Below are 25,539 nucleotides of genomic sequence, written 5' to 3'. Positions count from 1 at the left end.
CTGTCGGTGCCGCGTGTTAGAACTTCCAGCACCATGACACTCACCACCGCGACGCGCACCGAGTTCACCGTCGCCGGGCAGCCGGAGTACGACCGGCGCGGCCCGGTGCGGTGGATCGTGTCGCACCAGCTGCGCAACCCGTGGCACCTCGCCGGCTTCCTCGTCGGCTCGGTCGCCATGGTGGTGCTCAATTCCATGGTGCCGGGGCTGGTCGGCGACGCCTTCGACGCGGTGCTCGACGACTCCGCCGACCGGCAGGCGGCGCTCACGGCCATCGTCGTCACGCTGCTGGTGGTGGTCGTCGGGCGGTCGGTGCTCGACTTCGTGGCCCGGCTGTGCACCGAGGTGCTGGCCAAGCGCATCGAGCGCGACACCCGCGACGAGCTGTACGTCAGCCTGCTGGGCAAGAGCCAGACGTTCCACAACCGGCAGCGGGTCGGCGACCTCATGGCCCGCGGCGCCAACGACGTCCGGCAGCTCGGCACCATGTTCAGCCCGGGCATCGACCTCCTCGTCGACTCCCTGTCGCAGGGCATCGTCCCGATCGTCTTCATCGCGTTCCTCGACCCCCGGCTGCTGGTGGCGCCGCTGATCTTCGCGGTCGCGTTCGTGTGGTCGATCCGCCGGTTCATGCGCCGGCTGGCGCCGGTGTCGGCGCAGCTGCGCGAGAACTACGGCACCCTGAACGCGGGGCTGAACGAGACCATCCGCGGCATCGAGGTGGTCAAGGCCACCGGCCAGGAGAAGCAGGAACTGGCCAAGTTCGGCCGCAACGCCCGCCGCTACCGCGACGCCTACGTCCAGCAGGGCCTCATCCAGGCCCGCTACCTGCCCACCCTGCTGCTGGCGGTCGCGACGGCCGGCGGCCTGCTGCACGGGCTGTGGCTGCTCGACGCCGGCGAGCTGAGCGTCGGCGGGCTGATCACCTACATCGGGCTGCTCGGCCTGCTCGGCTTCCCGGCGTTCATCTCGATCTTCTCCTTCTCGCTGGTGCAGAACGGCATCGCCAGCGCGAACCGGCTGCTGGCGCTCATGCGCGAAGAGACCGAGCTCGACCACAACGAGGCCGGCCACGTCGCGCCCATGCGCGGCGCCATCGAGTTCCAGGACGTCACGTTCGGCTACGGCGGCCAGCCGGTACTCGAGAACCTGTCGTTCCGCATCGAGCCGGGCCAGACCGTCGCCGTCGTCGGCGAGACCGGCTCCGGCAAGACCACGCTGACGAAGCTGGTCAACCGCATCTACGACACCGGCTCCGGCCGGGTCCTGGTCGACGACGCCGACGTCCGCACCTGGAACCTCGACTCCCTGCGCTCGCAGATCTCCACCATCGAGCAGGACATCGTGCTGTTCTCCCGCTCGGTGCACGAGAACATCGCGTTCAGCCTCGGCCAGCAGGCCCACCGCGACGACGTCGTCCGCGCGGCGAAGGACGCCCAGGCGCACGAGTTCGTCACCGCCCTCGACGACGGCTACGACACCGTCATCGGCGAGCGCGGCGTCACGCTCTCCGGCGGGCAGCGGCAACGGCTGGCCATCGCCCGGGCACTGCTCACCGACCCCGCCATCCTGGTGCTCGACGACTCCACCAGCGCCATCGACAGCGCCACCGAGGACGAGATCCAGCGGGCCATCCAGCGCGTCCTCGAGGGCCGCACGACGCTGCTCATCACGCACCGGCTGTCGCAGATCCGCTGGGCCGACAAGGTCCTGCTGCTGCAGCGCGGCCGGCTGGTCGACGAAGGCACGCACGACGAACTGCTCGGCCGCTGCGCGCTCTACCGGCGCATCTTCGCCCACTACGACGAGGTGAGCGGCTGATGGCCTTCATCATGAACGGCCTCGACGCCGAGGCGTACGACCGCACGTACGGCGACCGCGAGCTGCTGCGCCGCATCCTGCGCTACTTCCGGCCCAAGACGCGGGTCATGGCGTTCATCGCCGTCGCCATCGTGCTGCAGGCGCTCATGCAGGCGGCGTTCCCCATCGTCGTCAGCGAGGGCCTCGACCGCCTCGTCGCCGACCGCACCACCGGCCTGGTCGTGGCCCTGGTGTCGGCGGTGCTGGTCACCGGCGTGCTGGGCTGGGTGTTCAACTTCGTGCAGCGCTGGTACACCGCCACGGTGGTCGGCGACGTCGTGCTCGGCCTGCGCGAGGACGCCTTCGACGCTGTCCTCGACCGCGACATGTCCTTCTACGACGAGCACTCCTCGGGCAAGGTGGTCAGCCGGGTCACGTCCGACACCGAGGACTTCGCCACCGTCGTCACGCTGACGCTGAACCTCATCAGCCAGGTGCTCATGGTCGGGCTCATCACGGTGCTGCTCTTCACCCGCAACGTCGGGCTGGCGCTGCTGGTCATGGCGGTCGTGCCGGTCATCGTCGCCATGGCGCTGGGGTTCCGGCGCATCGCCCGCGAGACCACACGGCACCAGCAGCGCTCGCTCGCCAAGGTCAACGCCACGTTGCAAGAGACGATGGGCGGCATCTCCGTGGCGAAGAACTTCCGCCAGGAGCACACCATCTACGGCGAGTTCCAGCCGATCAACGGGCAGAACTACCGGGTCACGCTCAAGCAGGGCTTCGTGTTCGGGGCGATCTTCCCGGCGCTGTTCGCGGTGGCCGGGTTGGCCACCGTCATGCTGGTGCAGGTCGGCGGCGGGCGGGTGCTCGACGGCGACATCTCGGCCGGTGACTGGTACCTGTTCCTGCAGAGCGTCGCGCTGTTCTGGCTGCCGCTGACGTCCATCGCGTCGTTCTGGTCGCAGTTCCAGCAGGGACTGTCGGCGTCCGAGCGGGTGTTCGCGCTGATCGACGCCGAGCCGCTGGTGGTGCAGCGCGACCCCAGGCCGGTCGGACGGCTGAGCGGGCGCATCGAGTTCCGCTCGGTCCGGTTCGGGTACGCGCCGGAGCACCCGGTGCTCGACGGCTTCGACCTCACCATCGCGGCCGGCGAGACCATCGCGCTGGTCGGGCACACCGGCGCCGGCAAGTCGACCATCGGCCGGCTGCTGGTGCGGTTCTACGAGTTCCAGGGCGGGCAGATCCTCATCGACGGCACCGACATCCGCACCGTCGAGCTGACGTCGTACCGCCACCAGCTGGGCGTCGTGCCGCAGTCGCCGTTCCTGTTCTCCGGCACCGTCGCCGACAACATCCGCTACCCCCGTCCCGGCGCCTCCGACGACGACGTCCGCGCGGCGGCCGCAACGGTGGCCGGCGGCGACTGGCTCGACGCCCTGCCCGACGGCCTCGCCACCGAGGTCGGTGAGCACGGCTCGGCGCTGTCGATGGGCCAGCGGCAGCTGGTGGCGCTGGCCCGGCTGCTGCTGCAGGACCCCGCCATCGTCATCCTCGACGAAGCCACCGCCAGCGTCGACCCCCTCACCGAGGCGCAGATCTCCGAGGGCCTCGACGTCGCACTGGCCGGGCGCACGTCCATCGTCATCGCGCACCGGCTGTCCACCATCGAGCACGCCGACCGCATCATCGTCATGCGCGAGGGCGGCATCGTCGAAGAGGGCACCCACGACTCCCTGCTGCGGGCCGGCGGCGCCTACTGCGACGTCTACAACACCTACTTCCGGCACCAGTCCCCCGACTACCGGCCCGGCACCGGCTTCGTCGGGGTCGAGGTCAGCTGACGACCACCGCCAGGTGCCGCGGGTCGTCGGCCCGCACCACGATGTCGGCGACGGCCTCCGGGCCGGACTCGGCGGCGTAGCGCTCGTACGCGGGCAGCGTCCAGGCATCCGCCGGCGCGGTCACCCGGCGCAGCGTCGCCGGACGCAGCGCGAGGTGAACGGTGAGGTCCAGGTCCAGCCCGCGACCCAGCGTCAGCGCGCCGTCCAGCACGACGACCAGCCCGGGCGGCGCCTCGACGTACGGCGCCCGGGTCGAGCGGTCGGTGTCCGGGTCGCGCAGCGTCGGCAGGTAGCGGCCGGCTCCGCCGGGCCCGACGGCCGTCAGCACCTCACGGTTCAGCGCGCCGGTGTCGATCCACCCGTCCAGCAGCGAGTCGGGGTCGTGCGCGCCATGCTCCAGCCGCAGCGATCGCGGCCGCAGGAAGTCGCGGACGCGGACGCGCGCCACCGGGCGGCCAGCCGCCCGCAAGGGTTCGCCCAGCGCGTCGGCCAGCCGCTCCGGCCGCGCCGCCGGGTGACCGTCCACCACCATGCGCCGGGCGCCGGTGGCGAGGACCCGCTCGACGACGCGCGTGACCAGCACGTCCTCGGTCACCGGCTGCACGCGCATCCGGCCATGCTGCCACCGTCCGGCCCGTGCCCTACTGTGACCGCATGCGGCTGACCGGATCGACGATCGTGCTGACCGGCGCGACGTCGGGCATCGGGCGGGCGACGGCGCTGGAGCTGGCCGCGCTGCGGCCGCGGCGACTGGTCGTGCACGGCCCGCAGCCGCCCGGCGAGGCGACCACGCTGGTCGGCGAACTGTCCGCCGCCGTCGGGCGGGCCGGCGAGGTCGTGTACCTGGCGGCCGACTACGGCGTGCTGGACGACGTCGCGGCGCTGGCGTCGGCGGTGCGCGCGGCCTGCCCCGAGGGCGTCGACCTGCTGGTGAACAACGCCGCGCGGCCCGGCCCGCGCACCCGCACGCTGACCGCCGACGGCCACGAGGCGACGTGGCAGACCAACTACCTCGCGCCGGTCGCGCTGACGACGTTGCTGCTCGACGCGGTCGGCGCGGGGCGCGCCGGGCGCATCGTCAACGTCGCGTCGGCCACGCACTTCTCGGCGGAGCTGCGGCTGGACGACCTCGAGCTGGCCGGGCCGGGCTACTCCCCCGCGTCGGCGTACGCGCGGTCGAAGCTGGCGCTGGTCACGTGGAGCTGCCGGCTCGCCGGGCACCGGCCGCGGCCGACCGTCGACGTCGTCAGCGCGCACCCGGGCGTCATCGCGACGCCGCTGCTGCACGCGATGTTCTCCATCGGTGGCGACACCCCGGAGCACGCGGCCGGCAACCTGCTCGCCATTGCCCGGGCCGGCGGCGACAACGGCACCTACTACGACGAGCGGCGCCCGGCCACGCCGAACCCCATCGCGCTCGACTCCGTCGCGCAGGAGCTGCTCGACCAGCTCACCCGGCGGGCGCTGGCCCCGGTCCTGCCGGCCGCGACCGCGTGACCGGCCACCTGATCATCAGCGCGACCGAGGCCGAGGCCCGGTACGTGCCCGCCGGGCTGCCGGTCGTCGTCACCGGCATCGGCAAGACGGCCGCCGCCACGGCGACGACGCTGGCACTGGCCGGGCGGGCGCCGGGCGACCTCGTCGTCGTCAACATCGGCACCGCCGGCGCGCTGCGCCCCGGGCTGACCGGCCTGTTCACGCCCCGGCGGGTGCTCAACCACGACCTCGACGCGGCGCTGATCCGGGCCCTCGGGTTCGACCCGGAGGAGCTGATCGAGCTGCCCGGCGGCGACGACGTCACGCTCGCGACCGGCGACCGGTTCGTCGCCGATCCCGGCGTGCGCGACGCCCTCGCCCGGCGGGCCGACCTCGTCGACATGGAGGGCTACGCGGTCGCGTACGCGTGCCGCCGGCTCGGCGTGCCGGTGCGGCTGGTCAAGCACGTCTCCGACGCCGCGGACGAGTCCGCGCTGGACTGGCCGTCGGTGGTCGACGCGAGCGCCCGGGTGCTGGGCGCCTGGCTGGCGGCGGGAGCTGGCCGGCTGAACTGCCTTGGGACGATGGTCCCTCGATCGAGGGCCTTTCCGGCCTATGGGGGTGAATCGGGCGGCCCGATGCTGAGGTATGAGCACCTATGTGAGGCCGGTGCCGGCCGTCCGCACCCTCGTCGTGGTGTGCGCGCATCCCTACGACGCGACGTTCGCGCTGGGCGGCGTCATCGCCGCGTTCGCCGGCGCCCGGACGTCCGTCCACATCGTCTGCCTCACGCACGGCCGCGCGCCCGATCCACGGCCGCGGCGCCGCCTCGACCGCGCCCGCGACCTCGGCCGCGCCACCCGCCACCTCGGCGCCGACGACGTCACACTGCTCGACCACGCGCCCGGCACGCTGGCGCTGACCAGCCTGGACACGCTGGCCGACGAGATCCTCGCGGCGCACCAGGGCGCCGACGCCATGCTCACCGTCGACGCGACCGCCGACGACGCCCACCCCGACCACGTCCGCGCGATGCGGGCGGCCTACCGTGCGGCGACGAGGCAGGGCAGCACGCTCTACGCCTGGACGCTGCGGCCGGGCGACGCCTTCCGCGGCCGCCAGGTGCTCGTCGTCGACGTCGACCGCGAACGGCAGCGCGCGGCCACCGCCTGCCACACCGGCCTCGCCGCCGACGACCCGCTGCGCCGGCGCTGGCAGCGCGGCCAGGACCGCACCGAGCGGCTGGTCGTGCTGCGGTCCGAGCGCACCGCCACCCCGGTGTTCGCGCGGAACGTGTGACCGCGCGCCGCCGGATCGGCGGCACGGATCCGCCGCCGGAGCGCACCCGATCTGCCATCATCGGGCCGTGAGCCTTCGGCCGGTCGTCCTCCTGGCGGCGTTCTCCCTGCTGGTGGCCGCGTGCGGCGGTGAACACCAGCACGCCGCGCAGTCGCCGCTGCCGGTGCCGTCCGGCACGCCGACGGGCGAGCCCGTGCTGCCCGACTTCTTCCCCGAGCCGCCGGTCGACGTCCACACCAAGGACACCGGTGACGGCTGGCAGCTGGAGTTCAGTTCGGTGCTCGTCAACGTCGGCGCCGGTGAGTTCTGGCTCGTCGTCGACCGGCCCTCGGTCGACGACCCCTGGGTCGTCACGCAGGCCGTCCGCCACGCCGGCGGCGGGTTCGACCAGGTGCGCACCGGCGCCGAGGTCGAGTGGGGCGGCGACGGGCACGACCACTGGCACGTCCGGCGGGTGGTCAGCTACCGGATGGTCGGCATCGACGACACCGGAACGCCGCGGCCCGGGCCCGGGCTCACCGACGCCAAGGTCGGGTTCTGCATCTACGACTTCGGCCGCGAGCTCGACGGCATGGGGCCCGACGACGCCTTCTTCGAGCGCGGCGGCTGCCAGCCCGAGGACGCGCTCAGGTTGTCGATGGGCCTGTCCCCGGGCTGGGGCGACACCTACGAATGGAACCTGCCCGGGCAGAGCATCGACGTCTCCGACGTGCCGGACGGCCGGTACCGGCTGTGGGCCGAGGCCGACGAGGGCGGGCACTTCACCGAGACGACCAAGGACAACAACCTGACCTGGGTCGATCTCGAGCTCTCGACGACCGCCGCGGGCGCCCGCGCCGCGGTGGTCGCCGGTGTCGGGCCGCAGCCGCAGGGCGACTCGGCCCCGCCGGAGTCTGGCGCGACCGGCCAGCCAGTGCCACACTGACCCTCACCAGCCACGACGGGGGGTCGTGGCGCGGAACAGGGGGGTTCCATCATGCGCAAGTCAGTCGCGGTCATGGGTCTCACGACTCTGATCTCGGTGGCCATGGCGACACCGGTGGTGGCGGCCACGCTCTCCAACGGCGACGGACAGTCGTGTCCGGAGGGCTCGGTCGGCACCTACCACTTCGTCAACAACCAGACCGGCGGCGCCGCCGCCGGCACGCTCACGGCGTCGTTCTCCGACGGCACCAACTGGGTCGTCGGCGCGTCCCAGGTCAACAAGAACACCCAGCACTTCATCGTCGAGTCCGAGGGCGCTCTCGTCACGGCCAGCACCGACCTTCCGGGACGGCTCGTGCTCTCCGACTTCTCGTGCGGGGACGTCAAGAAGGACTGAACGGAAGGACGGCCATCGGGCACCCGGCCGCAGCCGGGCCGCTCGTCCCCCTTACGCCGTCAGCGCGTCGGTGAGCAGCGCGACCAGCGCCTCCAGCTGGATGTCCGCCGCCGACGAGATCTCCTCGTCCGAGCCGTCGAGCGCCCGGGCGGCCAGCCCCGCCTTGCCGTCGATCAGCTCCGCGATGCGGGTGTCGACGGTCTGGGCGGCGATGATGCGCCACGCCGTCACCGGCTCGGCCTGGCCGATGCGGTGGACGCGGTCGATGGCCTGGGTCTGCTCGGCCGCCGACCAGGACAGCTCGGCCAGCACGAGGTTGGACGCGACCTGCAGGTTGATGCCGACGCCGGCCGCCGTCAGCGAGCAGACCGCGACCGCGACGTCGGGGTCGTTGACGAACGCGTCGATGTTCTGCTGCCGCTTGCGCGTGGTCTGCTCGCCGCGGATCGACGAGTAGCGCAGGCCGCGCTCGGCGAACAGCGCCTCGGCCGCGTCCATGACGTCGATGTGCTTGGCGAAGAAGACGACCTTGCCGACGCTGTGGGCCAGCTGGGCGGCGTAGTCGGCGGCCAGCCCGGCCTTGGCCTGGCCGATGCGGCGGATCATGCTGAACACGTTCTCGCCGGTCTTCGCCGACTTGTCGGCCAGCTCCGCCCCGGCGACGCGGCGGATGAGGTCGGCGTCGAACCCCGCGGTGGTGGCGCCGTCGCCGCGCGCCTCGAGGGCGGCGTGGTAGCGGGCGACGAGGCGGTCGGCCAGCTCGCGCTCGGCCGCGCGGATGGACCGGCCGGCGGCGTCGTCGAGCTCGACCGGGAGGTCGGCGACCCGGCGGGCAGGGATGTCGGCGGCGACGTCGGCCTTGCGGCGGCGGACGATGCCGAGGTCGATGACGCAGCCGCGGGCGGCCGACGAGAACCCGGGGTCGACGGGCGTCAGGCCGGTCTCCTCCAGCGCCTCCATCAGCTCGGAGCCGGGCTTGCGGTCGTCGATCCAGCCGAGGAACTGCCAGATGGCGCGGAAGTCGTCGATGTCGTTGATCAGCGGCGTGCCGGTCAGCGCCATGAGCAGCGGGCGGACGGCGCGCGAGCGCAGCTGCTCGGACAGCTGCAGGACGTGCTGCGAGCGCTGCGACTTCTTGTTCTTGATGAAGTGCGCCTCGTCGACGACCATGCCGCGGAAGCCGAGGTCGCCGAGCCAGCCGACGTGGCGGTCGAGCACCTCGTAGTTGACGACGATGATGTCGGCGAACCCGTCGATGGTGTCGCCGTCGCCGTGGATGACCGTCGCCGGGTGGGCGGGCGTCCACAGGCCGGCCTCGCGCGCCCAGTTCGTCTTGACCACGTTCGGGACGACGACGAGCAGCGGGAAGGCGTTCGCGGCCTGCGCGGCCAGCAGCGCCTGCGCCGTCTTGCCCAGGCCGGGCTCGTCGGCGAGCAGGAAGGTCCGGTGCCCGTCCTCGGCGGCGGCGACCAGGCGGGCCTGGTGCGGCATCAGCTCGAGGCCGTCGGGCAGCCGGACGGGCACGGCGTCGGGCAGCGCCATGGAGGCGGTCGTGCCGTCGGTGGCGTTCTCGAACGAGCTGAGCAGCGGCCCGATCAGCTCCCAGTTCACCAGCCGCCGGGGCCGCGTCGCGCTCTTCTGCGCTGGACGGGCCGCGGCGACGGCCTCGTAGTCGGGGGCGAGGAACGGGTTGGCCAGCTGCCGCGAGATCACCGCTTGTGGCACCACCCGCCGCTTCGGCGCGGTGACGGCGGACGCCGTCGGCGCCGCGACCGGCACCTCGTCCTCGGCCGGTTCGCGGCCCGCGGCGACCAGCATCTCGCGCCGCAGCGCCCGGGCCGCATCGCTGACCGGCGCGTCCTCGGCCAGCAGGCCCAGCAGCGACGCATCGCGCACGGCGACCTTCGCGAGGATGGTCGCGATGCCGTCGAGCCGCTTCAGCTGCTCGGCGCGGTAGGCCTCGCTGCGCGACTCGTCGGCCTTCACCTGGGCCCGCTCTTCGCGCGCCAGCAGGGCGATGACCTGGAACTTCGTACGTACGGACGGCTTGATCGAGCCGCGCTGGACGCTGCCCTCGACCTCGCGCACGGCGCGCGCGAGCACCGACATGATGCCTTCGTTCTCCTGTGCCCGGCCGCCGCGTCGCCGCGACCGGTTCGCCGTCCGGCTGGCGCCGGGACGGCGCCTGGCGTCTCTCGCCAAGTGCTCCTCCTCTGGAGTGGCCACGATGTGGAGCCGTGGTCACCGGGACGTGGCACCGCTCTCGTCCCGGTTCGGGGACGCCTGTGCTGGACGACGCCGGGTCACCGTCCCATGGTGTGACCCGGCCCCCCTTGGCTCGGCAGGCTCGAACGCCCTGCCGACACGAGCACGTCCGGCCTGCGCCGGACACTCGCGTCCCCGTCGCAGCTGGGAGATCCCGTTCCGCGGGCTCCCCACCTGCCGGGGCGGCTTCACGCCGAGTCTAACGCGTGACGGCCCGATGGGCCCCGGTTCGCGTGCGCGTTGCCGCATTTTCTCCTCATTGCAGCCGTTCGGCCCCGTCGGTTGTTCCCGGCGCGGCGCGACTAGACTGGGAAGTTGGCGAGGAGTCCGCCCATGGAAGCCAGCTCGACCACCGCGATCATCGCGTATCAGGGAGTCTCCGCCGACGAGGCCGAGATCTTCCGCTTCGTGCTGTCCCAGTTGCCCGACTTCCGCACCGTCACCGTCGGCACCGCCCGCGGCCAGGTGGCCGGACCGGGCGGCGTCCAGACCATCGACGCCACCCTCGACGAGGTCAACGCGCCCGCCGTCGTCGCCGTCCCCGGTGGCGTCGGCACCGACCGGCAGCCCGAGCTCGCCGCCTGGCTGCGCCGGGTGTCGCCGCGCTGGCTGCTGGCGAGCTCGACCGGGTCCGCGCTGCTGGCGGCGGCCGGCCTGCTCGACGACGCCACCGTGGCGACGCACTGGCTGGCCGGCCCGCTGCTCGAGCACTACGGCGCGCACGCCTCCCACGACCGCCTGGTCGTCAACGGCCGCGTCATCACCTGCTCGGGTGGCCCGACGGCGTTCCACGCCGCGCTCGTGGTCGCGCGCGCCTACGGCGGCGCCGACCTCGTCGCCCAGATCAACGCCAGCGCCGTCACGGCTCGCGAGCAGCGCCGCGCCCGGCGGCCCCGTCACCGCGGCCTCTGGGCCCGCCTCGGCGGCGCGGTCCGCGGCCACGATCCCGCGCCGCCCGAGCTCGGCCCGCTCGACCGCGCCCTCGACGACCTCGGCCCGCTCGACCTCGGGCCGGTCGGCCCGCCGCAGGGGGCGCCGCCGCCGGTGGTGCCGCCGCACGACCGCCGCTGAGTCCTACTCGGTGCGTCCTTCACGCTGCCGCAGGACGTAGGCCGCGGTCAGGGCGATCGACCGCTCGTCGCTGCGGGCGAGGTCCGCGAGCGCGCTGGTGGCCGCGTCGCCGGGGAGGTCGGCCAGCGCCTGCACGATGCGCTGCCGCACCGGGGTCGTGGCGTCGTCGAGCTGGGCGACGAGGTCGGCGGCGATGCGGTCGGCCAGGTCGCCGTCCTGCGCCAGCGCGCCCAGCGCGTCCGCGGCGTCGACGTCGTTCACGCCGTCGACCACCATGGCGACCAGCGTCGGGACCGCGTCGGCCACGCCCCGCGCGCCGAGCGCCAGCGCGGCGGACCTGCGCACGGCGACGTCGGGGTCGGCGAGCGCGTCACCGAGCAGGGCCGTCGCCTCGTCGTCCGGGATCTGCGCGATCAGCGCGACGGCGCGCCGACGCACGTCGGCGTCGGCCGAGGTGAGCCCGGCGGCCAGCTCGGTGAGGCCGTCGCCGCCGGATCGGCGCAGCGCCCACCGCAGCGCGCCGGCGACGTTGGGGTCCGTCTCGGCGAGCGCCGCCTCGACCAGCAGTTCGACCGGCGCGGCCGCCCCGGTGGTCGTCGTGCCGCCGGCCGCGGCCAGGGCGGCGCGCTGGCGGACACGCGCGCTCTCGGAGCCCAGGCCCTGCAGCAACGCGACGACCCCCAGCGCCGCATCCCAGTCGGCCGGCTCGGCGGCGTCGAGGTGGCGCAGCCGCGTGAGCAGCTCCCGCTCGCGCCCGATGCGCTCCTCCGTCTGCCGGATCAGCTCGTCGACGATGCCGGACGGGTCGAACTCCGGGTCGTCCAGCGCGCGGCCGACCTCGCGCAGGGTCAGGCCCAGCGAGCGGAGGCTCTCGACGTGCAGGATGCGCCGGATGTCGTCGCCGGAGTACTCCCGGTACCCGCCCACGCTCCGCCCCGTCGGCCGCACCAGCCCCAGCGCGTCGTAGTGCCGGAGCATGCGCGCGCTGACGCCGGACCTGCGGGCCACCTCACCGATCAGCACGCCTCAGGGCCTCCTCCCTCTCCGGACCCAGCGCGACGACCCGCTTCGCCTCGTCGATCGCCGCCTCGAAGCCCGTGTCCGGATCGTGCCACAGCCGCTCGGTGGCGATGGCGTGCGCGCGCACTTCGGGCGCCGGGTTCCGCCTCGCCGCGGCCAGCACCGGCGGCGCCGCGTCGCCGAGCGCGATCAGCGCCCGGCTCAGGCTCAGCTGCAGGTCCCGCCCACCCCGTCCGAGCTGCGTGGCCAGTTGCGCGGCCAGCGCTCCCCTCTCCCCGTCCGGCACCAGCACGACGGCGGCCCGCCAGGCGCTGCGCGCCACCTCCTCGTCGGTGTCGGACAGCAGCGACCGGGTGATCGCCCGCCACGCCCTCCCGTCGCCGATCTTGGACAGCGTGTGCAGCGCCTGGCTCCGCCCCTGCGCGACGTCGGAGCCCAGCTCCTCGACCAGCCGCGGCACGGTGGCGCCCGCCGGGTGCCGGGTCAGCGCCCACGTCAGCATGTCGCGCACGTAGAAGTCCGGCTCCACGGCGCACCGCTCCACGAGCGTCCGCACATAGTCCGGGTCGGGCCGGCTGCCCGCCTCGAGCGCCGCCCGCAACCGCACCGACGCGCGCGGGTGCGCCAGCGCCTCCACCACTCCAGCGCTCTGCCGCGCCACGGTCATCACGACCACCTCCTCGACCCAGTGGACGGCTTCTCACTGTGTCAAGGTCAAGTGGAAGCGCGGCTCGCGACCATGCGTCAACGGCGCTCGGGTGCGATCCCGAACTTCTCGATCATGAAACGCCAGAACAGCGGGACGGCCTCCGCGGCCGGCCGCTCGATGATGTCGTCGTGGCCGGTCACCGACTGCTCCTCGATGACCACGTTCCCGGCGCGTGGGGCACGGCTCCTTCTCTGGTGGCGGTCACGTCAGGGCTGGGACGACCTCGCAACGCGAACCATGACGGCACCGTCGAGTTCGATGCCCAGGGCGAGTGTTTCGAGCGGCGCCAGCGCCGCATCGTGCATGGTCAGCGGCGACCGCCTGGCGAGGTCACCCCGCCTCTGGGCACGGCGACCCCGATCGGCTCGTCGAGACGGGCGACACAGCGTGCGTCCCGGATCGGCGACGGTCTCCCCTGACATCAACGCAGTGCCATCGCGAAGATCCGGTGGAAGAACTTTCCGCCCTGGTCCGAAACCGGCAGCACCACGTATTCGACCGTCCTTCGCTCGTCCAGGGGGACGGTGTGGAAGAAGACGTAGGTCGGGCGATCCACCCGGCCCACCGGTGCGTAGTTGTTGTACGTCATGGTGATCGCGACGTCGGACTCTGGCGGCGCGACGTGCCAGTCGGGGTCGGCCAGCGCGAACTCCGTCACGGTGCCGTCGGTGTAGTGGACGCTTCCGGTACCGGTCACCGGCGCGTACGCGCCCGTGGTGAGCAGACCGAGCTCGGAGCCCGACGCGCCGACCTCGATCGCCTGGCCCTGCGCCGCGAGGTGATCGGGTCCACCCTCGGCGGGCCACGTGAAGTCGAACCCGCCGTGTCGGACGGTGCCGCCCGGCTGGACGCCGGCGGCCGCCAGCGCGTCCCACGAGATCGACGAGCCGTCGCCGTCGATCCCGCCGCCGAGCCACGCCGGCGCGACGTCGTCGTCGCGGGTCATGCCACGCCGATCGAACGCCGCGGAAAGGTTCGGGTAGGGCACGCTCAGCGAGACCGTCGCCGCCGGGCCGTCGTAGGCGGTGCGATCGTGGGTGACGACGGTCTCGAAGGGCAGCTGCACCACACCGGGACGATCCGCGAGGTCGACCACGAAGGTCAGGCGGCGCGACTGGCCGGGACCGAGGCGCACCGGCAGCGCGCCGGGCCGCACCGCCGTGCCGTCCGGCGGCCGCGGCGTGACCGTCAGCCGAACCGGCTGGGCGGCGTTGTTGGTGGCGGTCAAACTGACGGTGGTCCGGCCACCGTCGGCGATGGGGACACCGCCCTCGCTCGTCAGCGCCACCGGCGCGCCACCGAGCACCGCGGTCGCGGTCCGCACCGTCTGAGCCCGGCCGGCGCCGGGGCCGTCGCCGGTCCGCCAGCTGGTGACCACCTGGAGGCGGTAGTCGCCGGGGCGGGCGTCGAGCCCCAGCGGCATCCGCACCTCGATCTCGCGCCGTTCGCCGGGCGCCAGCGACTGCGGGACCTGCGGCACCTCGAGAGCGACGGTGCGGAAGTCGAGGCCGCCACGCGCACGGACGTCCAGCCGTACACCGTCCACCACCGTCTCACCGGGATTCTCCAACTCGACGGTGACGACGTTCTCACCGAGGGCACGCACGGTCTCCGGCGGACGCACGACGGTCCGCACGTCGCTCGGCGCGTCGGTGAGGAACCGCACCTCGGCGAGGTTGGCGTGCCCGCCGTCGGGCGACACGTACCGGAACCAGCGGTACGACCCGGCGCCGGCGACCGGAAGGTCGAGCCAGTCGCGGAACGGCCGCCACTGCACGACCGCGAGATCCGTGCAGCCCGCGTCGGGCCCGTCCGCGCAGCCCTGGAAGCGGCCGCCGACCATGCGCGCCAGCCCGGACCCCGGGCGCGGGATCGCGCGGACGCCGCTCAGCCGGGTCTCGTTACCGGCGCCGAGGTCGAGGCCGACGTACCCGCCGTCGGCGGCGGCGAGGTCGACGAACGTCCCCGGATCGCCGTCGAACGCGTGCTCCGCGGCACCGGCGGCGTCCCACGGCTCGCCCGAGGCGTACACGTCGCCCGTCACCGGAACGGCTCCGGCCGGCACGTCGGTCACCACGCCGGGCGGCGCTCCGATGGCGTCGGCCCGCTCTTCGAGCGCGAAGTTCGTCGGTGCGCCCGGCCCGCCCCAGGCACGGTCGGCCAGCACCTGCTGCGGGCGCCCGGCGAACCACTCGAAGTAGCTGTCCGGCTGGTCGAAGGCCTGGTCGGACCACCGCGAGAGGAGGTAGCCCTGCACCGCGGCGTCGTCGGCCGGCACGAACGAGGAGTTGATCCAGCCGGTGTCCGGCAGCAGCGCTCCTCCGGGCGGCGCCAAGGGCGTGATGTAGAAGCGCCGGCTGTCGGAGTTGATGACGTCGTAGCCTTGGTCGACGTACGGCTGGTGGTCGCCGGTCCACGCCTCGACGATGATGTCCTTGCTCGGCGCAGTGACGGGGTCCTGATCGTGGTCCCACCAGTTCCAGATGACCGTGCGCTTACCGTGCGCCTTGACCATCTCGTTCATCCGGTCGATGAAGTCTACGAAGACGTCGGCGGTGGTGGCGTAGCCGTTCTGGGCCGCGTACTCCACCAGCTCGGGACACTGCGCCTGCGCACCGGCCGTCGGGTACTCGTCGGTGCCGACGTGGAAACGCGGACCGCGAAACCACGGCACGAACTCGTCGAGGATCGCCGCCACCGTCGCCTCGGTCTCCGGCTTGGTGACGTTCAGCGTGAAGTCGCGCTCGAACCAGTTCGCCGCCGAGGGGCAGCTCCACTTGGTCGCGGGCGCCCAGTCCGCGATGGCGGTGGCATGCCCGGGCAGGTCGATCTCCGGGAGGATCTCGACGCCGTACCGTGCGGCGACGTCCTCGAACCGGGCGATGTCCGCCTGCGTGTAGGAGTCTTCGTGCGCCAGGCCGGGGAAGGCCGGGCTGTCCAGGCGGAAGGCGTTCCACTCCGTGAGGTGCAGGTGCAGCGTGTTCATCTTGTACCAGGCCATGGTGCGGATGACCTGCTCGATGTAGTCGGGGTCGTAGTAGTGCCGCCCGGCGTCGAGCATGAAGCCGCGGTCGCCGGCCTTCGGCCAGTCGCGCGCGTGGCCGGTCGGGACCTCGACGTGCCCGGGGTCGAGCGAGAACAGCTGCAGGACCGTCTGGGTGCCACGCTGGACACCGGCCGGCGTCCGGCCGCGTACGGTGAGGCCGGCCGCGATGTCGAGCTCGTACACCTCGTCGCGGGCCTTGCCACCGGCCTGCACCGGCGAATCGGCCACGGCCTCGTCGACATCGAGAACGACGTCACCGGGCGACGGCTCGACGCCGGCCACGACGGGCAGCTCGCGCCCGGTGATGGTGCGCAGATCGGCCGCGAAGGCCTCCAGCGAAGCGCCCAGCAGCCGCGCGTCGTCCCCGTCGGCGACAATGCGCGCACCCGGCGGCAGCAGGAAGGTCTCGCCACCCCCGGTCCATTCCTGCAGCGACGGCACGACGGCAGGAGCCGCGTCAGCCGTCGTCGGGCCGGCGCCAGGGGCCGGCCCGGACTCACCTGCCGATGGCAGCGTGGAACTCATGAGCATGACCGCCGCGGCGGTGGCGACCAGACTCGCACGCACGGTGGACGACATCGGCATACCCGCTCCCGGATCGACGGACGGCTCCGCGGACAGGGACCGAACGTAGCGGCGTTTCGCGTGAGCGGTCAAGCACGAATAGAGCCTATTTCGCGCATTAACAATCATTGACCGACACCGTTCGGTGTCGTCGGCCCGTCAGCCGATGGCTGACCGCAGCGTCCGGCAGAGTGAGGGGCCGGAATCCTCGAATCACAGGACGCTGCGGTCAGCCGCACGTCAGCCGACCCCGGTCAGGTAGTGCTCCTGGATCTCCTCGGCCGACAGCGCACGATCGTAGATCGCGGCCTCGTCCAGGTCTCCGCGCAGGCGCTGGAAGCTGTCGTCGCCGCGTCCGCCGAGCTTGATGGTCGCGTTCCCGCTGCCCGGTGAGATCGACGTGGCCACACTGCCGTCGGCTACCCCGTTGACGTAGACCGTCAGCTGGGAGCCGTCGTACACGGCGGCGACGTGATGCCAGTCGCCGGCCGTGAGCCGGGTCCGGCCGGTGACGACACCGTACCCCTGTCCGGGGCTGCCGAGTGTCCACGCCTGAGCCACGCCGTTGTCCACCCGGAGGGCGAAACCGTTGACCGCCGGGCCGGTGTAGCTCTCGATGATCGCCTGTCCCGGTGACGCGACGATCGTGTCGGGCTTCACCCAGGCCTCCAAGGTGAACGGGCCGGTGAGATCGGTCCGCTCGGTGCGAGGAACCTCGACGTAGCCCGCGGCGAGGTCGGCGCCGGTGTCGTCGGCGAGTGCTCCCGGAGCGCCGGCTTCGGCACCTTCGAGGTAGCTGCCGTTCTGCTCGGTCGGCGAGCTGTCGACGGCGACGTCCGATCCGGCGGGATCGCCGAGACGCCAGTAGCCGACGGGGCCCGCCACGTCGACGAGATCGGGGTAGTTCGTGTCGCCCACCAGGACCGGCACCGACACCGTGTGAGGCGTCGCGTCGCCGCTTCGGAACGTCACCTCGACCTGGTGGCGGCCGTCCGCGGTCCCGGCCGGGACGGCGATGTCCACTGGCACGCGTGCCACGATGGTCCGCCCGTCGGGCCGAAGTCTCACCTGCCGCTCCGCCGGATCGAGGGTCCACCCGTCCGGTCCGGTCGCGGTGACCTGACCGGTGAGCGCGCCGTCGGCGAACACCTCGAGCTCGACGTCGAACCGCTTGGTCGATCCCGCCGCGATCCGCGCGCCGGGCGGGTCGAGACGGACTCGTCCGCTGAGGACGTCGGAGTAGTGCGGGACGACTTCGTAGATCCGGGGTGCGCTGCTGCCGGCGGCCCAGCTGATCCGTACCGCGCTCGCCGCGAGGCCCTGGCCCGGCACCGTCGTGAAGCCGTCGCCGAGGGGTCCGAGATCGGTCCACCGGTCGCCGACCAAGGCCTGGACCTTGCCGTCCGCTGGTGCGTCGGCGTCCTGGACGACCGTGACCGACTCGAGGCTGTGCGGCTGGGTGATCGGCACGGTCACCGCGTCGCCGGGCTGCGGTGGGCCGGCCGCGACGTACGCGGTGTCGTTCCGGCTGTCGGCCAGGTTGGCCGGCGACGACCCGTCTGCCGCGGACGGCGATCCGGCCGGCGTCCCGAGATCGCCGTACCAGTGGGTGCCGATGTAGCTGTCGCTCTGCTGCGCCGCGAAGTCGAGAAGCCGGTCGATCGGCCCTGGCGCGATCTGGTGCCAGGTGCCGTCGAGGATGCCGCGTACCCGCGCCTGCTCCCGCCGGGCCAGCCAGGCCGCCTCGCTCCGGCCGCTGTCCTGGGCACGCAGGAGGTCCAGCGCGGCGCGACCCGCTTCGCCGGTCACGCCGATCCGATCCAGCCACGGCCCGATCTGCGAGAGCATCAGTTCGTCGTCCAGCCGCGCCCGGAGCCGGGCCGGGAGGTTCTCGAGGCGGCGCAGCTGTTCGTCGAGCCGGTCGAGCACGTCGTCCACCGACCGGCCCTCGGTGTAGGCCGAGATCAGTTCCTCGACCAGCGCGGCCAGTTCGGGCCGCTCGGTGGGATCGAGGATGCTCGCCCGGTTGTTCTCGGCGAAGAGGCGGAGCTCCGGGTAGGCGTCTTCGCCGAGAATCCGCAGCGTGTGGGTCCAGGAGCGCTCGGGGTCGTAGTCATCGGGGTTCCAGGAATAGTCGGCCTGCGTGCCCAGCGGGATCTGCGACGCCTGCTGGTTCCGGACCAGCTCGTTGTAGGAGATTCCGATGACGTCGTCGGCCATCGCGGGGTCGCGATTCACCAGCGGCCCCAGCAGCAGGCGGTTCGACGCGTAGTCGTTGACCGGATAGTTGTCCCAGATCATGATCCGGTGCCGCGGGAAGGCGTCCTGGGCGGCGGCGAGGTCATCGGAGGTGATCGTCGGCGAGACCACGGCCGGACCGGTCCAGTAGATGTCGACCTCGGTGCTCAGCAGCTCGTCGAACCGGTCGCGGTAGGTCGTCTGGTCGGTCCCCCAGTACTCCGTCGGCACCGTGACCAGGCGGGACGCCCCGGGGTGCGTCTCGACGAACTCGCGTTGCATGAAGTTGGTGACGTCCGCCTGGGCCGCCGCCAGGGGTGAGACGTCGCCGCCGTACGCCGCCCGGTCATCCTCGCAGGCGAAGTTGCCGGACACGTCGTCCCACGCGATGACGAAGCTGCGCACGCCGATGTCCCAGAGCTGGTCGAAGCGGACCAGCAGCTTCTCGCGGTCGGACGCGCTCACGTGGCAGATGCCTCGGCTCGGCGCCATCGGCGCCTCGGGCGAGACCCGATACACGAAGTCGACGTGGCTGGCCCGCGCGAGGTCGACGATCTCCTTGAGACGGGCCAACTCCTCCGCCTCGTAGGGCAGGGCCCAGTCGCTGCCGGTGCGCAGGTCGTCGGCCGGGCCGAAGAAGAACTGGTTCATCTTGTGCCGGGCCAGGAACTCGATCTGCGAGCGGCGGTCCTCCTGTGTCCAGACCGGCCCGTAGAAGGACTCCATGCCGCCGCGGATCCCATACGCCGGCCAGTCCCGGATCTCGACCCCGTCGACCCGCGCCCCGGCGCCTGACTCGGCCAGCAGCTGCCGAAGGGACTGCACAGCGTAGAAGGTCCCGGTGCCGTCGACACCGGACAGCACGATGCGCGACCGTCCCCGGTCGTCCCGGCCCGCGACCAGGACGTAGCCCTCGGCGGGCAAGGCCTCCGGCCCTTCGACGTCGAACGCTCGAAGGGCATCGACACTGGCCGGTGTCTCGGCCGGCCCTCCCAGCACGACGACCGGCCGCCCGGTCCCGGCGTCGGCCTCGGGTACGACGCGCATGGTCAGCCCGTACTCCCCGAACACCTCCCCGAGTGCTCGCAGCGCCGCCCCGTCCGCGGAGTCGCCGGCGACGACCCGGACCTCGCCGGTGAGCTGGACGCCGCCCGATCGCGGACCGGTCTCCTGCGGCATCGGCAGGATCGACGGCGCGGGATCGGCCGCTTCGGTCATCCGCTCGCCGCCGGCCGACACCGGTGTGAGGCTGATGGCGAGGACGGCGACCCCGGCGGCCGCGCCGATCACTCGTCGCCGCCACCGGCGGAAGGACAGAGGGTGGTGTGTCATGCCAGGCCTCCTGGTTGTCGGGTCGGTGTTCCTGGTCAGCCGTGTCGTGCCGGAGTGACGCGCGGGTGGGCCACCGATCGGTGGCCCACCCGTGCCGATGCCCGTCAGCCGCCGGCGTCGGGCTGGCGCCCCAGCGTGTAGTGGTGCTGGATCCGCTCCACCGTGAGGGCGTGGTCGTAGACGGCGACCTCGTCCAAGCCGCCGCGCAGCCGCTCGGCGGCGTCGTCGCCCCTGGCGCCCAGCTTGAGGTCGGCCAGACCGTCGAGCGGGTCGATGCTGGTGGCCACCGAGCCGTCCAGTTCGCCGTCGAGGTACACGGAGAGATTCGTGCCGTCGTAGACGGCGACCACGTGGTGCCATTCGCCCGGCATCACGACGGACTGGCCGGTCACCGCCGCGGCTTGGCCATCACCGCCCAGGGTGAAAGCGCTCAACCGGCCGCCGGGTGTCACCCGCATCAGATAGCCGTTGAAGGCGGGAGCGTCGTACTTCTCGACGACGCCTTGTTGCGTGCAGACGTCGTTGAGGTTCACCCACGCTTCGAGAGTGAACGGCCCGGTCGGGCTCAGCGAGCCGGAGTCAGACACGGAGACGTAGCCGCCCATGAGCTCGGCGGCGGTGTCCGGGTCGCCGGCCAGGGCGCCGGGAAGCCCGGGCATCACGGCGCCGGTGTACGCGCCGTGGTTGCTCAGACCCGAGGCGTCCTGCGCGGCGGTGCCGGACGACTCGCCCAGCCGCCAGTAGCCGACCGGCTCGTCGGCCAGGACCTGCGCCGTGTACTCGCCGGGAGCGGCCAGGGCCGCCGGCTGCGGCGACTCCACCGGATCGACCGCCGCCGGCTCCGCTGCGGGGACGTCCCGCTCGCCAGGGGTGCCGAGAACGCCCTTGACGTAGTGGGCGTCGACCTGGTCCGCGCTGAGGGCCGTGTCGTACACCGCGACCTCGTCGATCCACCCTTCGAACAGGTCGCCGGCATCGTCGCCACGTGCGCCGAGCTTCAGGCTGCCGCTCCCGTCCGTGGGAGCCGTCGTCAGCGGCGTCTCGGACTGGAGCCGGCCGTCGATGTACGTCCGAAGGGTCGTCCCGTCGTACACGGACGCGACATGCTGCCAGACCGTCTGCCGCACGCTGCGTTCGCTGGCCGCGCCGACGCGGAGCTGGTCGCCGCCGATGGAGAAGGGCTGCAGCTTGTTGCCGGCGACCAGGCGGACGCCGTAGCCGTCCCGGGACGGCAGGCACTGGTCGCTCTGGTACTTCTCCACGAGGCTCTGCTGGCCGCCGGCCCGCGCCCTGACCCAGGCCTCGAGCGTGTAGGGGCCGGTCAGACTCAACGACGAGCTGTCGGGGATCTCGACGTACCCGTTGACCAGCCCGACGGCAGAGCTCGGGTCGCCGGCGAGCGCACCGGGCGCCGACGTCTGTACCTGCCCGCGGAACGCACCGGTGTTGCCGGAGCCCGACGAGTCCGCCACGGCTTCGCCGGCGCCGGTCTCGTCGAACCTCCAGAAGCCCACCGGCTGGGCCTGTTCCACCAGGTCGGCGTAGGTGCCGTCGGCCGGCACGGCGACGCGGAGGTCGACCCTGGTGGTCTGTTCAGCACCTCTGTAGGGCTTGGTGACGAAGGTCAGCTCGTAGCTCCCCGATGCCGCGTCACGCGGCACCGTGACCGTGAGGGGCAGCCTCGTCCACGCGAGCTCACCGGCGCTGTCGACGTCGAACCGCAGCTTGGTCCGCGACGCCGTCCACCCGGCCGGCACCTCGACGTCCACGAGGCCACGGACCTGGTTCAGGCCCAACGTCTCGACGTCGAGCTCGAGCTCCACCGTCTCCCCGGGTTCGACCAGCGTGCGCTCGGTGTCGGCCGTGGCCACGGCGGCGTACGCGTCAGAGCTGACGGGCGCATCCTCGTAACTCGCCTCGACCGTCACCGGCTCGCGGACCGCGCCGAGCCGCACCGACTCCGACGAGGCGTCGAACGGCACCTGCTCGCCGTCGACCGTCACCCCCGTGAGCCGATGGCCGGCCGGCGCACGCAGATGCACCGTGACCTCCGCGGCGGCCGCGCGCCCTTCCTCGACGGCGGGCGGCTCGATCCGGGCGGTCACGTAGCCGTCCTCCAGGCTCGACGTCACCTCGAAGGCGATCGGGCCGAACGACGACGGCAGGTCGCGCACCGCGATGCGCTCGCCGTCGCGTAGCCACTCGCGCGGCGTCGCGGGGGCGATGTGCAGTTCGGTCGGCAGGCCGGCCGCGTCGACGTCCTCCCGCACCAGCATCAGCCGCAGCGCCTTCAGGTAGGTCGCGTTGTTCGGCGAGAGGGGAGGCCAGTACTGCGACCGGTAGTACTCACCCAGCTGCGGGCACGGCGACAGCGTTGCGCCCTCACCGGCGACGAACGTGTTCGGGGTGAAGTTGTGCGCCAGCATGCCGTAGAAGCTCAGGCCCAGGCGGTCGGCGTCCTCGGAGTCGGCGAGGAACCGCCCGAGCGAGTACCCGTACTGCTGGTCGATCCCGGTCGACTTGTATCCCGGTGAGGAGGGCCACCACGGAGCGCCCTTGGTGTGGCAGACGCCGGGGTCGCCGCCGGCGAGGTTGAACCGGACCATCCCGAGGAACATCGACCCGTGCCGGTTCAGATACTCGCGCAGGCCGGTCGCCGTCGGGCCGTCGGGCGGCAGGACACCGGTGGCGAGCGCATACGGCATGATCAGGTTCCAGTAGCTGCCCAGCGTCGTGTCGGTGAGCCGCTCATACGGCTGTTCCGGGCTGTCGTGCAGCAGCCCGATCGGGACGAAGATCGAGCCGTCCGGCAGCGTGGTCTTCGACCGGTCGATCGCGTCCACCAGGGCGTCCTGCAGCTCGTCGGCCTCCTGGGTGAAGGCGTCCGCCTCGGCGGTTCTGCCCATGAGCCGCAACGCCACACCCATGTCGCGGATGCCTCGCCAGGCCTCGGACTGGTGGTGGATGCCGTACACGGGCTCGGGGATGTCGCTGGCGTACCTCGCCTTGGCCAGCAGTCCATGCGGATCGGCGTCGCGTTGGCTCGCGAACTCGGCAAGCCACGACTCGAAGGTCTCGAGCCGCTCCTCGATCAGCGAACCGTCCTTGGTCTGCAGATAGTGGTTGGCCGCGAGCTGCAGCTTGATCCCGCGCTCCCAGGTGGTGAAGAAGGCGCTCCCCTGGCCGCGGTCCATGAGCTCGTCCAGGTTCTCACGGAAGCGATCCTCGTAGCCGAAGTCGCCCAGCGAGGTGACGGTCGCGGCGACCTCCGGGACGAAGGCGAAGGCGTCGGAGGTGCCTTCGTAGGAATTGCCCACGGTGAGGTTGAAGCCCATCACGAGGTTGTTGAGCAGGGTGTTGCGCATCGCGTCGGCCGCGTAGGACTCGGGCAGCTCGATCTCGGAGCCTGACTCGAGCAGCGTGTGCCAGTACTCGCTCACCTGCTCACGCGTCTGCTCGAAGACGGCCTGGGAGGCCTGCACTCCGGGCAGAGCGGCCGGCTCGTTGGCGACGATCAGGTAGACGCTGGCCGGCCCGGCGCTCAGGTCCAGGTCGACATCGAGCCACGGCGACGCCCAGGTCGCGTCACCGCTGTGGGCGAGAATCACCTCGTCGCCGACGGTGACCCGGCCATCGCGCGCGACCGCGCCGTCGACACCGGCGGTCTCGACGGTGACCCGCAGGTGGCCGTCCACCGCGTCGGCACCGGACGCGTCAGCCGTGAATCGGATCAGGTTCACCAACGGCCCGCCGGGCTCCAGCGTCGCGGTGAACGACTCCCGCTCGTAGGCGACGCCCTGCGCGTCCGTGTAGCGGTTGACGAGGATCGGGAGATAGCCGTCTCGCAGTTCCGGCTCGTCCGACCGCGCCTCGGCCGCGCCGAACAACTCGTCGCGTTGGGGACCGACGGCGAACCTCACCCGCTGAGACGCGCGCTCGTCGGACCACTGGCTCAACAGCTCGCTGCCGTCGGCCACGTGCAGGCTGAAGTCACGCTGCGCGCTCCACTCGTGCGGATCGGGCGCCGGGTAGGTGAACGGCAGGTAGTACCACGGCGACTCGGCAACCGTGGGTCCACCGTGGTTCGCCGGCACCAGCAGCGGTTTCACGTTCTCGAGCGTGGGCCCGTTCGGCAGGTCGAGGAGACGCTCCCCCCAGTGATCGTCCCCTTGCTCGAGCGCGTGGTCGACCCGTTCGGCGTAGTGCTCCGGGAGGGCCAGCGCGCCCTCGACGCGCTCAGCCGGCGTCGTCGACGGCAACGCCTGCGGTCGCACGTCCCCGCCGAGCAGCGGCGCCGCCGGCCCGGCCGGCTCCGAGTGTTCGGGCCGGCCGCCCTCGGACGGCGTCACCGCCCAGCCCGCACCCACGGTTCCGAGCGCTGTCGCCATCAGACCGGCGACCACGACTACGGCTGCGCGACGCACGGGGGATATCGAGAACACCAGGGCTCACCTCGTTCCTGTCACCACAAGCGGAGCCGGACCCGGCAGACCGCCGACGACCCGGCGAGGCAGAATACTGGTCTAGGACGGTATTGTCGGGCTGTCCCGCTGTCAAGACTCCATCGCTCCCCGACACACCGACACGTCCGCCGGGGACGCCTCGCAGTGACACCAGCTTCGAGCCGCGCAGGATCGAGCGCACCACCGAGGGCCCTCCCGAGCCCGGTCATGAGCGCCTCTGCGCGCTCGAGCGGCGAACACCGAGGCCACGAGCACAGCCCTCGGCCGCGATCACCACGCCGGCGCACCATCGAACGCCGATCCGATCACCCGACGGCCGGCCTCGACATCGACGCCTTCGCACCGACATCGGCGCGAGTCGAGCCTGGCGGAGTCGCGCACCAGCCCCCTGCGCCGGCCCAGATCGAGCACCGTCGCGCACGGTGGGCGTTATACTGGTCTAGAGTGGTATTCGGCCGCGCTGGTCGCACCATCCCCGAACAGGTGCGCCTGCGGACCCTTCCCGTTGGTGCGCCGGGGACGCCGAGGTACTCGGCCAGCTCCTCGATGTCGATGAGTGGTTCCAGGCCCCACGGGCCCGCAGGCGTCGTGATGTCGTCCATGCCGGCCAGGTACGTGGCCGATGGCCCTGACGACCAGCGCCATCGACAGCCGACCCGCGGCAACCGAGCACGACGCCACGAAGCGCCGCCGAGCGGCGGGGTTTGTGATGGGTTTTCGATGGGCGGTTCACATCACACCTGGCAGGAAGGTTCTGGGAACCGCCGGCTACCAGGACCTCTCTGTCGGGCTGACAGGATTTGAACCTGCGACCCCCTGACCCCCAGTCAGGTGCGCTACCAAGCTGCGCCACAGCCCGTGGCTACCCCGGCCACGAGGGCGGCGGAGCGTGAACAGTGTAGCGCCTCCGGGACACCACTCCGGACATCAGGGCCGGGGCCGGCGGCTGTCGTAGTCGGAGCTGAGGGGTTGGGGGCGGACGTCGCCGTGGTGGGCGGCCCAGAGGGCGGCCGAGAGGGCCCACGCCAGCAGCAACACCATCGCGACGACGACCATGATCAACTCCGGAGGAGTGCAGAAGAAACAGGACC

General features: G+C 72.4%; 15 protein-coding genes, 1 tRNA gene and 1 pseudogene. 8 read left to right on the top strand and 9 right to left on the bottom strand.

Annotation, left to right across the window (positions count from 1 at the left end; all coding sequences use genetic code 11):
* Positions 1-33 precede the first annotated feature (33 nt).
* Entirely contained in the window at positions 34-1,821 is a 1,788-nt protein-coding gene (locus BLU82_RS09915; protein ID WP_092619178.1) for an ABC transporter ATP-binding protein, read from the top strand.
* The gene (locus BLU82_RS09910; RefSeq protein WP_092619175.1) at positions 1,821-3,644 is read left to right on the top strand and encodes an ABC transporter ATP-binding protein; all 1,824 of its coding nucleotides are present in this window, start codon (positions 1,821-1,823) and stop codon (positions 3,642-3,644) included. The genes BLU82_RS09915 and BLU82_RS09910 overlap by 1 nt, the downstream gene beginning before the upstream one ends.
* On the opposite strand, the gene BLU82_RS09905 is transcribed toward BLU82_RS09910, so the two are convergent.
* On the bottom strand, positions 3,637-4,254 hold the full coding sequence (locus BLU82_RS09905; protein ID WP_092619172.1) for a uridine kinase: 618 nt from the start codon (positions 4,252-4,254) through the stop codon (positions 3,637-3,639). The genes BLU82_RS09910 and BLU82_RS09905 overlap by 8 nt on opposite strands.
* Positions 4,255-4,298: 44 nt before the next feature.
* On the opposite strand from BLU82_RS09905, the gene BLU82_RS09900 reads away from it, so the two are divergent.
* From BLU82_RS09900 to BLU82_RS09880, 5 genes and pseudogenes are all read left to right on the top strand, one after another.
* A complete protein-coding gene (locus BLU82_RS09900; RefSeq protein WP_092619170.1) occupies positions 4,299-5,141 on the top strand; it encodes an SDR family NAD(P)-dependent oxidoreductase in 843 nt (280 codons plus the stop codon).
* Positions 5,138-5,674: pseudogene (locus BLU82_RS36285) on the top strand (nucleosidase); the annotation flags it as partial. The gene BLU82_RS09900 and the pseudogene BLU82_RS36285, both read left to right, overlap by 4 nt.
* Positions 5,675-5,768: 94 nt before the next feature.
* Complete coding sequence (locus BLU82_RS09890) at positions 5,769-6,419, top strand: PIG-L deacetylase family protein (RefSeq protein ID WP_092619167.1); 651 nt, start codon at positions 5,769-5,771, stop codon at positions 6,417-6,419.
* Positions 6,420-6,486: 67 nt separating this feature from the next.
* On the top strand, positions 6,487-7,344 hold the full coding sequence (locus BLU82_RS09885) for a lysyl oxidase family protein (protein ID WP_092619164.1): 858 nt from the start codon (positions 6,487-6,489) through the stop codon (positions 7,342-7,344).
* 72 nt (positions 7,345-7,416) lie between these two features.
* A complete protein-coding gene (locus BLU82_RS09880) occupies positions 7,417-7,740 on the top strand; it encodes a hypothetical protein (RefSeq protein ID WP_157740775.1) in 324 nt (107 codons plus the stop codon).
* 51 nt (positions 7,741-7,791) lie between these two features.
* Here BLU82_RS09880 and BLU82_RS09875 read toward each other — a convergent pair whose 3' ends face one another.
* A complete protein-coding gene (locus tag BLU82_RS09875) occupies positions 7,792-9,942 on the bottom strand; it encodes a DEAD/DEAH box helicase (protein ID WP_092619158.1) in 2,151 nt (716 codons plus the stop codon).
* Between the two features lie 396 nt (positions 9,943-10,338).
* On the opposite strand from BLU82_RS09875, the gene BLU82_RS09870 reads away from it, so the two are divergent.
* Positions 10,339-11,076, top strand: a complete 738-nt coding sequence (locus BLU82_RS09870; protein WP_092619154.1) for a DJ-1/PfpI family protein — start codon at positions 10,339-10,341, stop codon at positions 11,074-11,076.
* 3 nt (positions 11,077-11,079) lie between these two features.
* Here the strand turns inward: BLU82_RS09870 and BLU82_RS09865 are convergent, their stop codons facing one another.
* The 7 genes from BLU82_RS09865 to BLU82_RS35960 form a co-directional block, all read right to left on the bottom strand.
* A complete protein-coding gene (locus tag BLU82_RS09865; RefSeq protein WP_092619151.1) occupies positions 11,080-12,099 on the bottom strand; it encodes a HEAT repeat domain-containing protein in 1,020 nt (339 codons plus the stop codon).
* Positions 12,086-12,763 (bottom strand): HEAT repeat domain-containing protein, encoded by a 678-nt coding sequence (locus BLU82_RS09860; RefSeq protein WP_092625657.1) that lies wholly within the window; start codon positions 12,761-12,763, stop codon positions 12,086-12,088. Before BLU82_RS09860 ends, BLU82_RS09865 begins: the two co-directional genes overlap by 14 nt.
* Before the next feature lie 463 nt (positions 12,764-13,226).
* Complete coding sequence (locus BLU82_RS09855) at positions 13,227-16,292, bottom strand: family 20 glycosylhydrolase (protein WP_172885566.1); 3,066 nt, start codon at positions 16,290-16,292, stop codon at positions 13,227-13,229.
* 363 nt (positions 16,293-16,655) lie between these two features.
* On the bottom strand, positions 16,656-19,985 hold the full coding sequence (locus tag BLU82_RS09850) for a beta-N-acetylglucosaminidase domain-containing protein (protein ID WP_092619145.1): 3,330 nt from the start codon (positions 19,983-19,985) through the stop codon (positions 16,656-16,658).
* Positions 19,986-20,089: 104 nt separating this feature from the next.
* Complete coding sequence (locus BLU82_RS09845; RefSeq protein ID WP_157740773.1) at positions 20,090-24,373, bottom strand: LamG-like jellyroll fold domain-containing protein; 4,284 nt, start codon at positions 24,371-24,373, stop codon at positions 20,090-20,092.
* 860 nt (positions 24,374-25,233) lie between these two features.
* Positions 25,234-25,307, bottom strand: a tRNA-Pro gene (locus tag BLU82_RS09840).
* Between the two features lie 68 nt (positions 25,308-25,375).
* Positions 25,376-25,504 carry a hypothetical protein gene (locus tag BLU82_RS35960; RefSeq protein WP_255367106.1) on the bottom strand — a complete coding sequence of 43 codons (129 nt, stop codon included), beginning with the start codon at positions 25,502-25,504 and terminating at the stop codon, positions 25,376-25,378.
* Between the last annotated feature and the right edge of the window lie 35 nt (positions 25,505-25,539).

It is taken from the genome of Jiangella sp. DSM 45060, from assembly GCF_900105175.1.
GTDB lineage: Bacteria > Actinomycetota > Actinomycetes > Jiangellales > Jiangellaceae > Jiangella.
The sequence above is the reverse complement of the archived record's forward strand: the minus strand, read 5'-3'. Positions and strand labels throughout refer to the sequence as shown.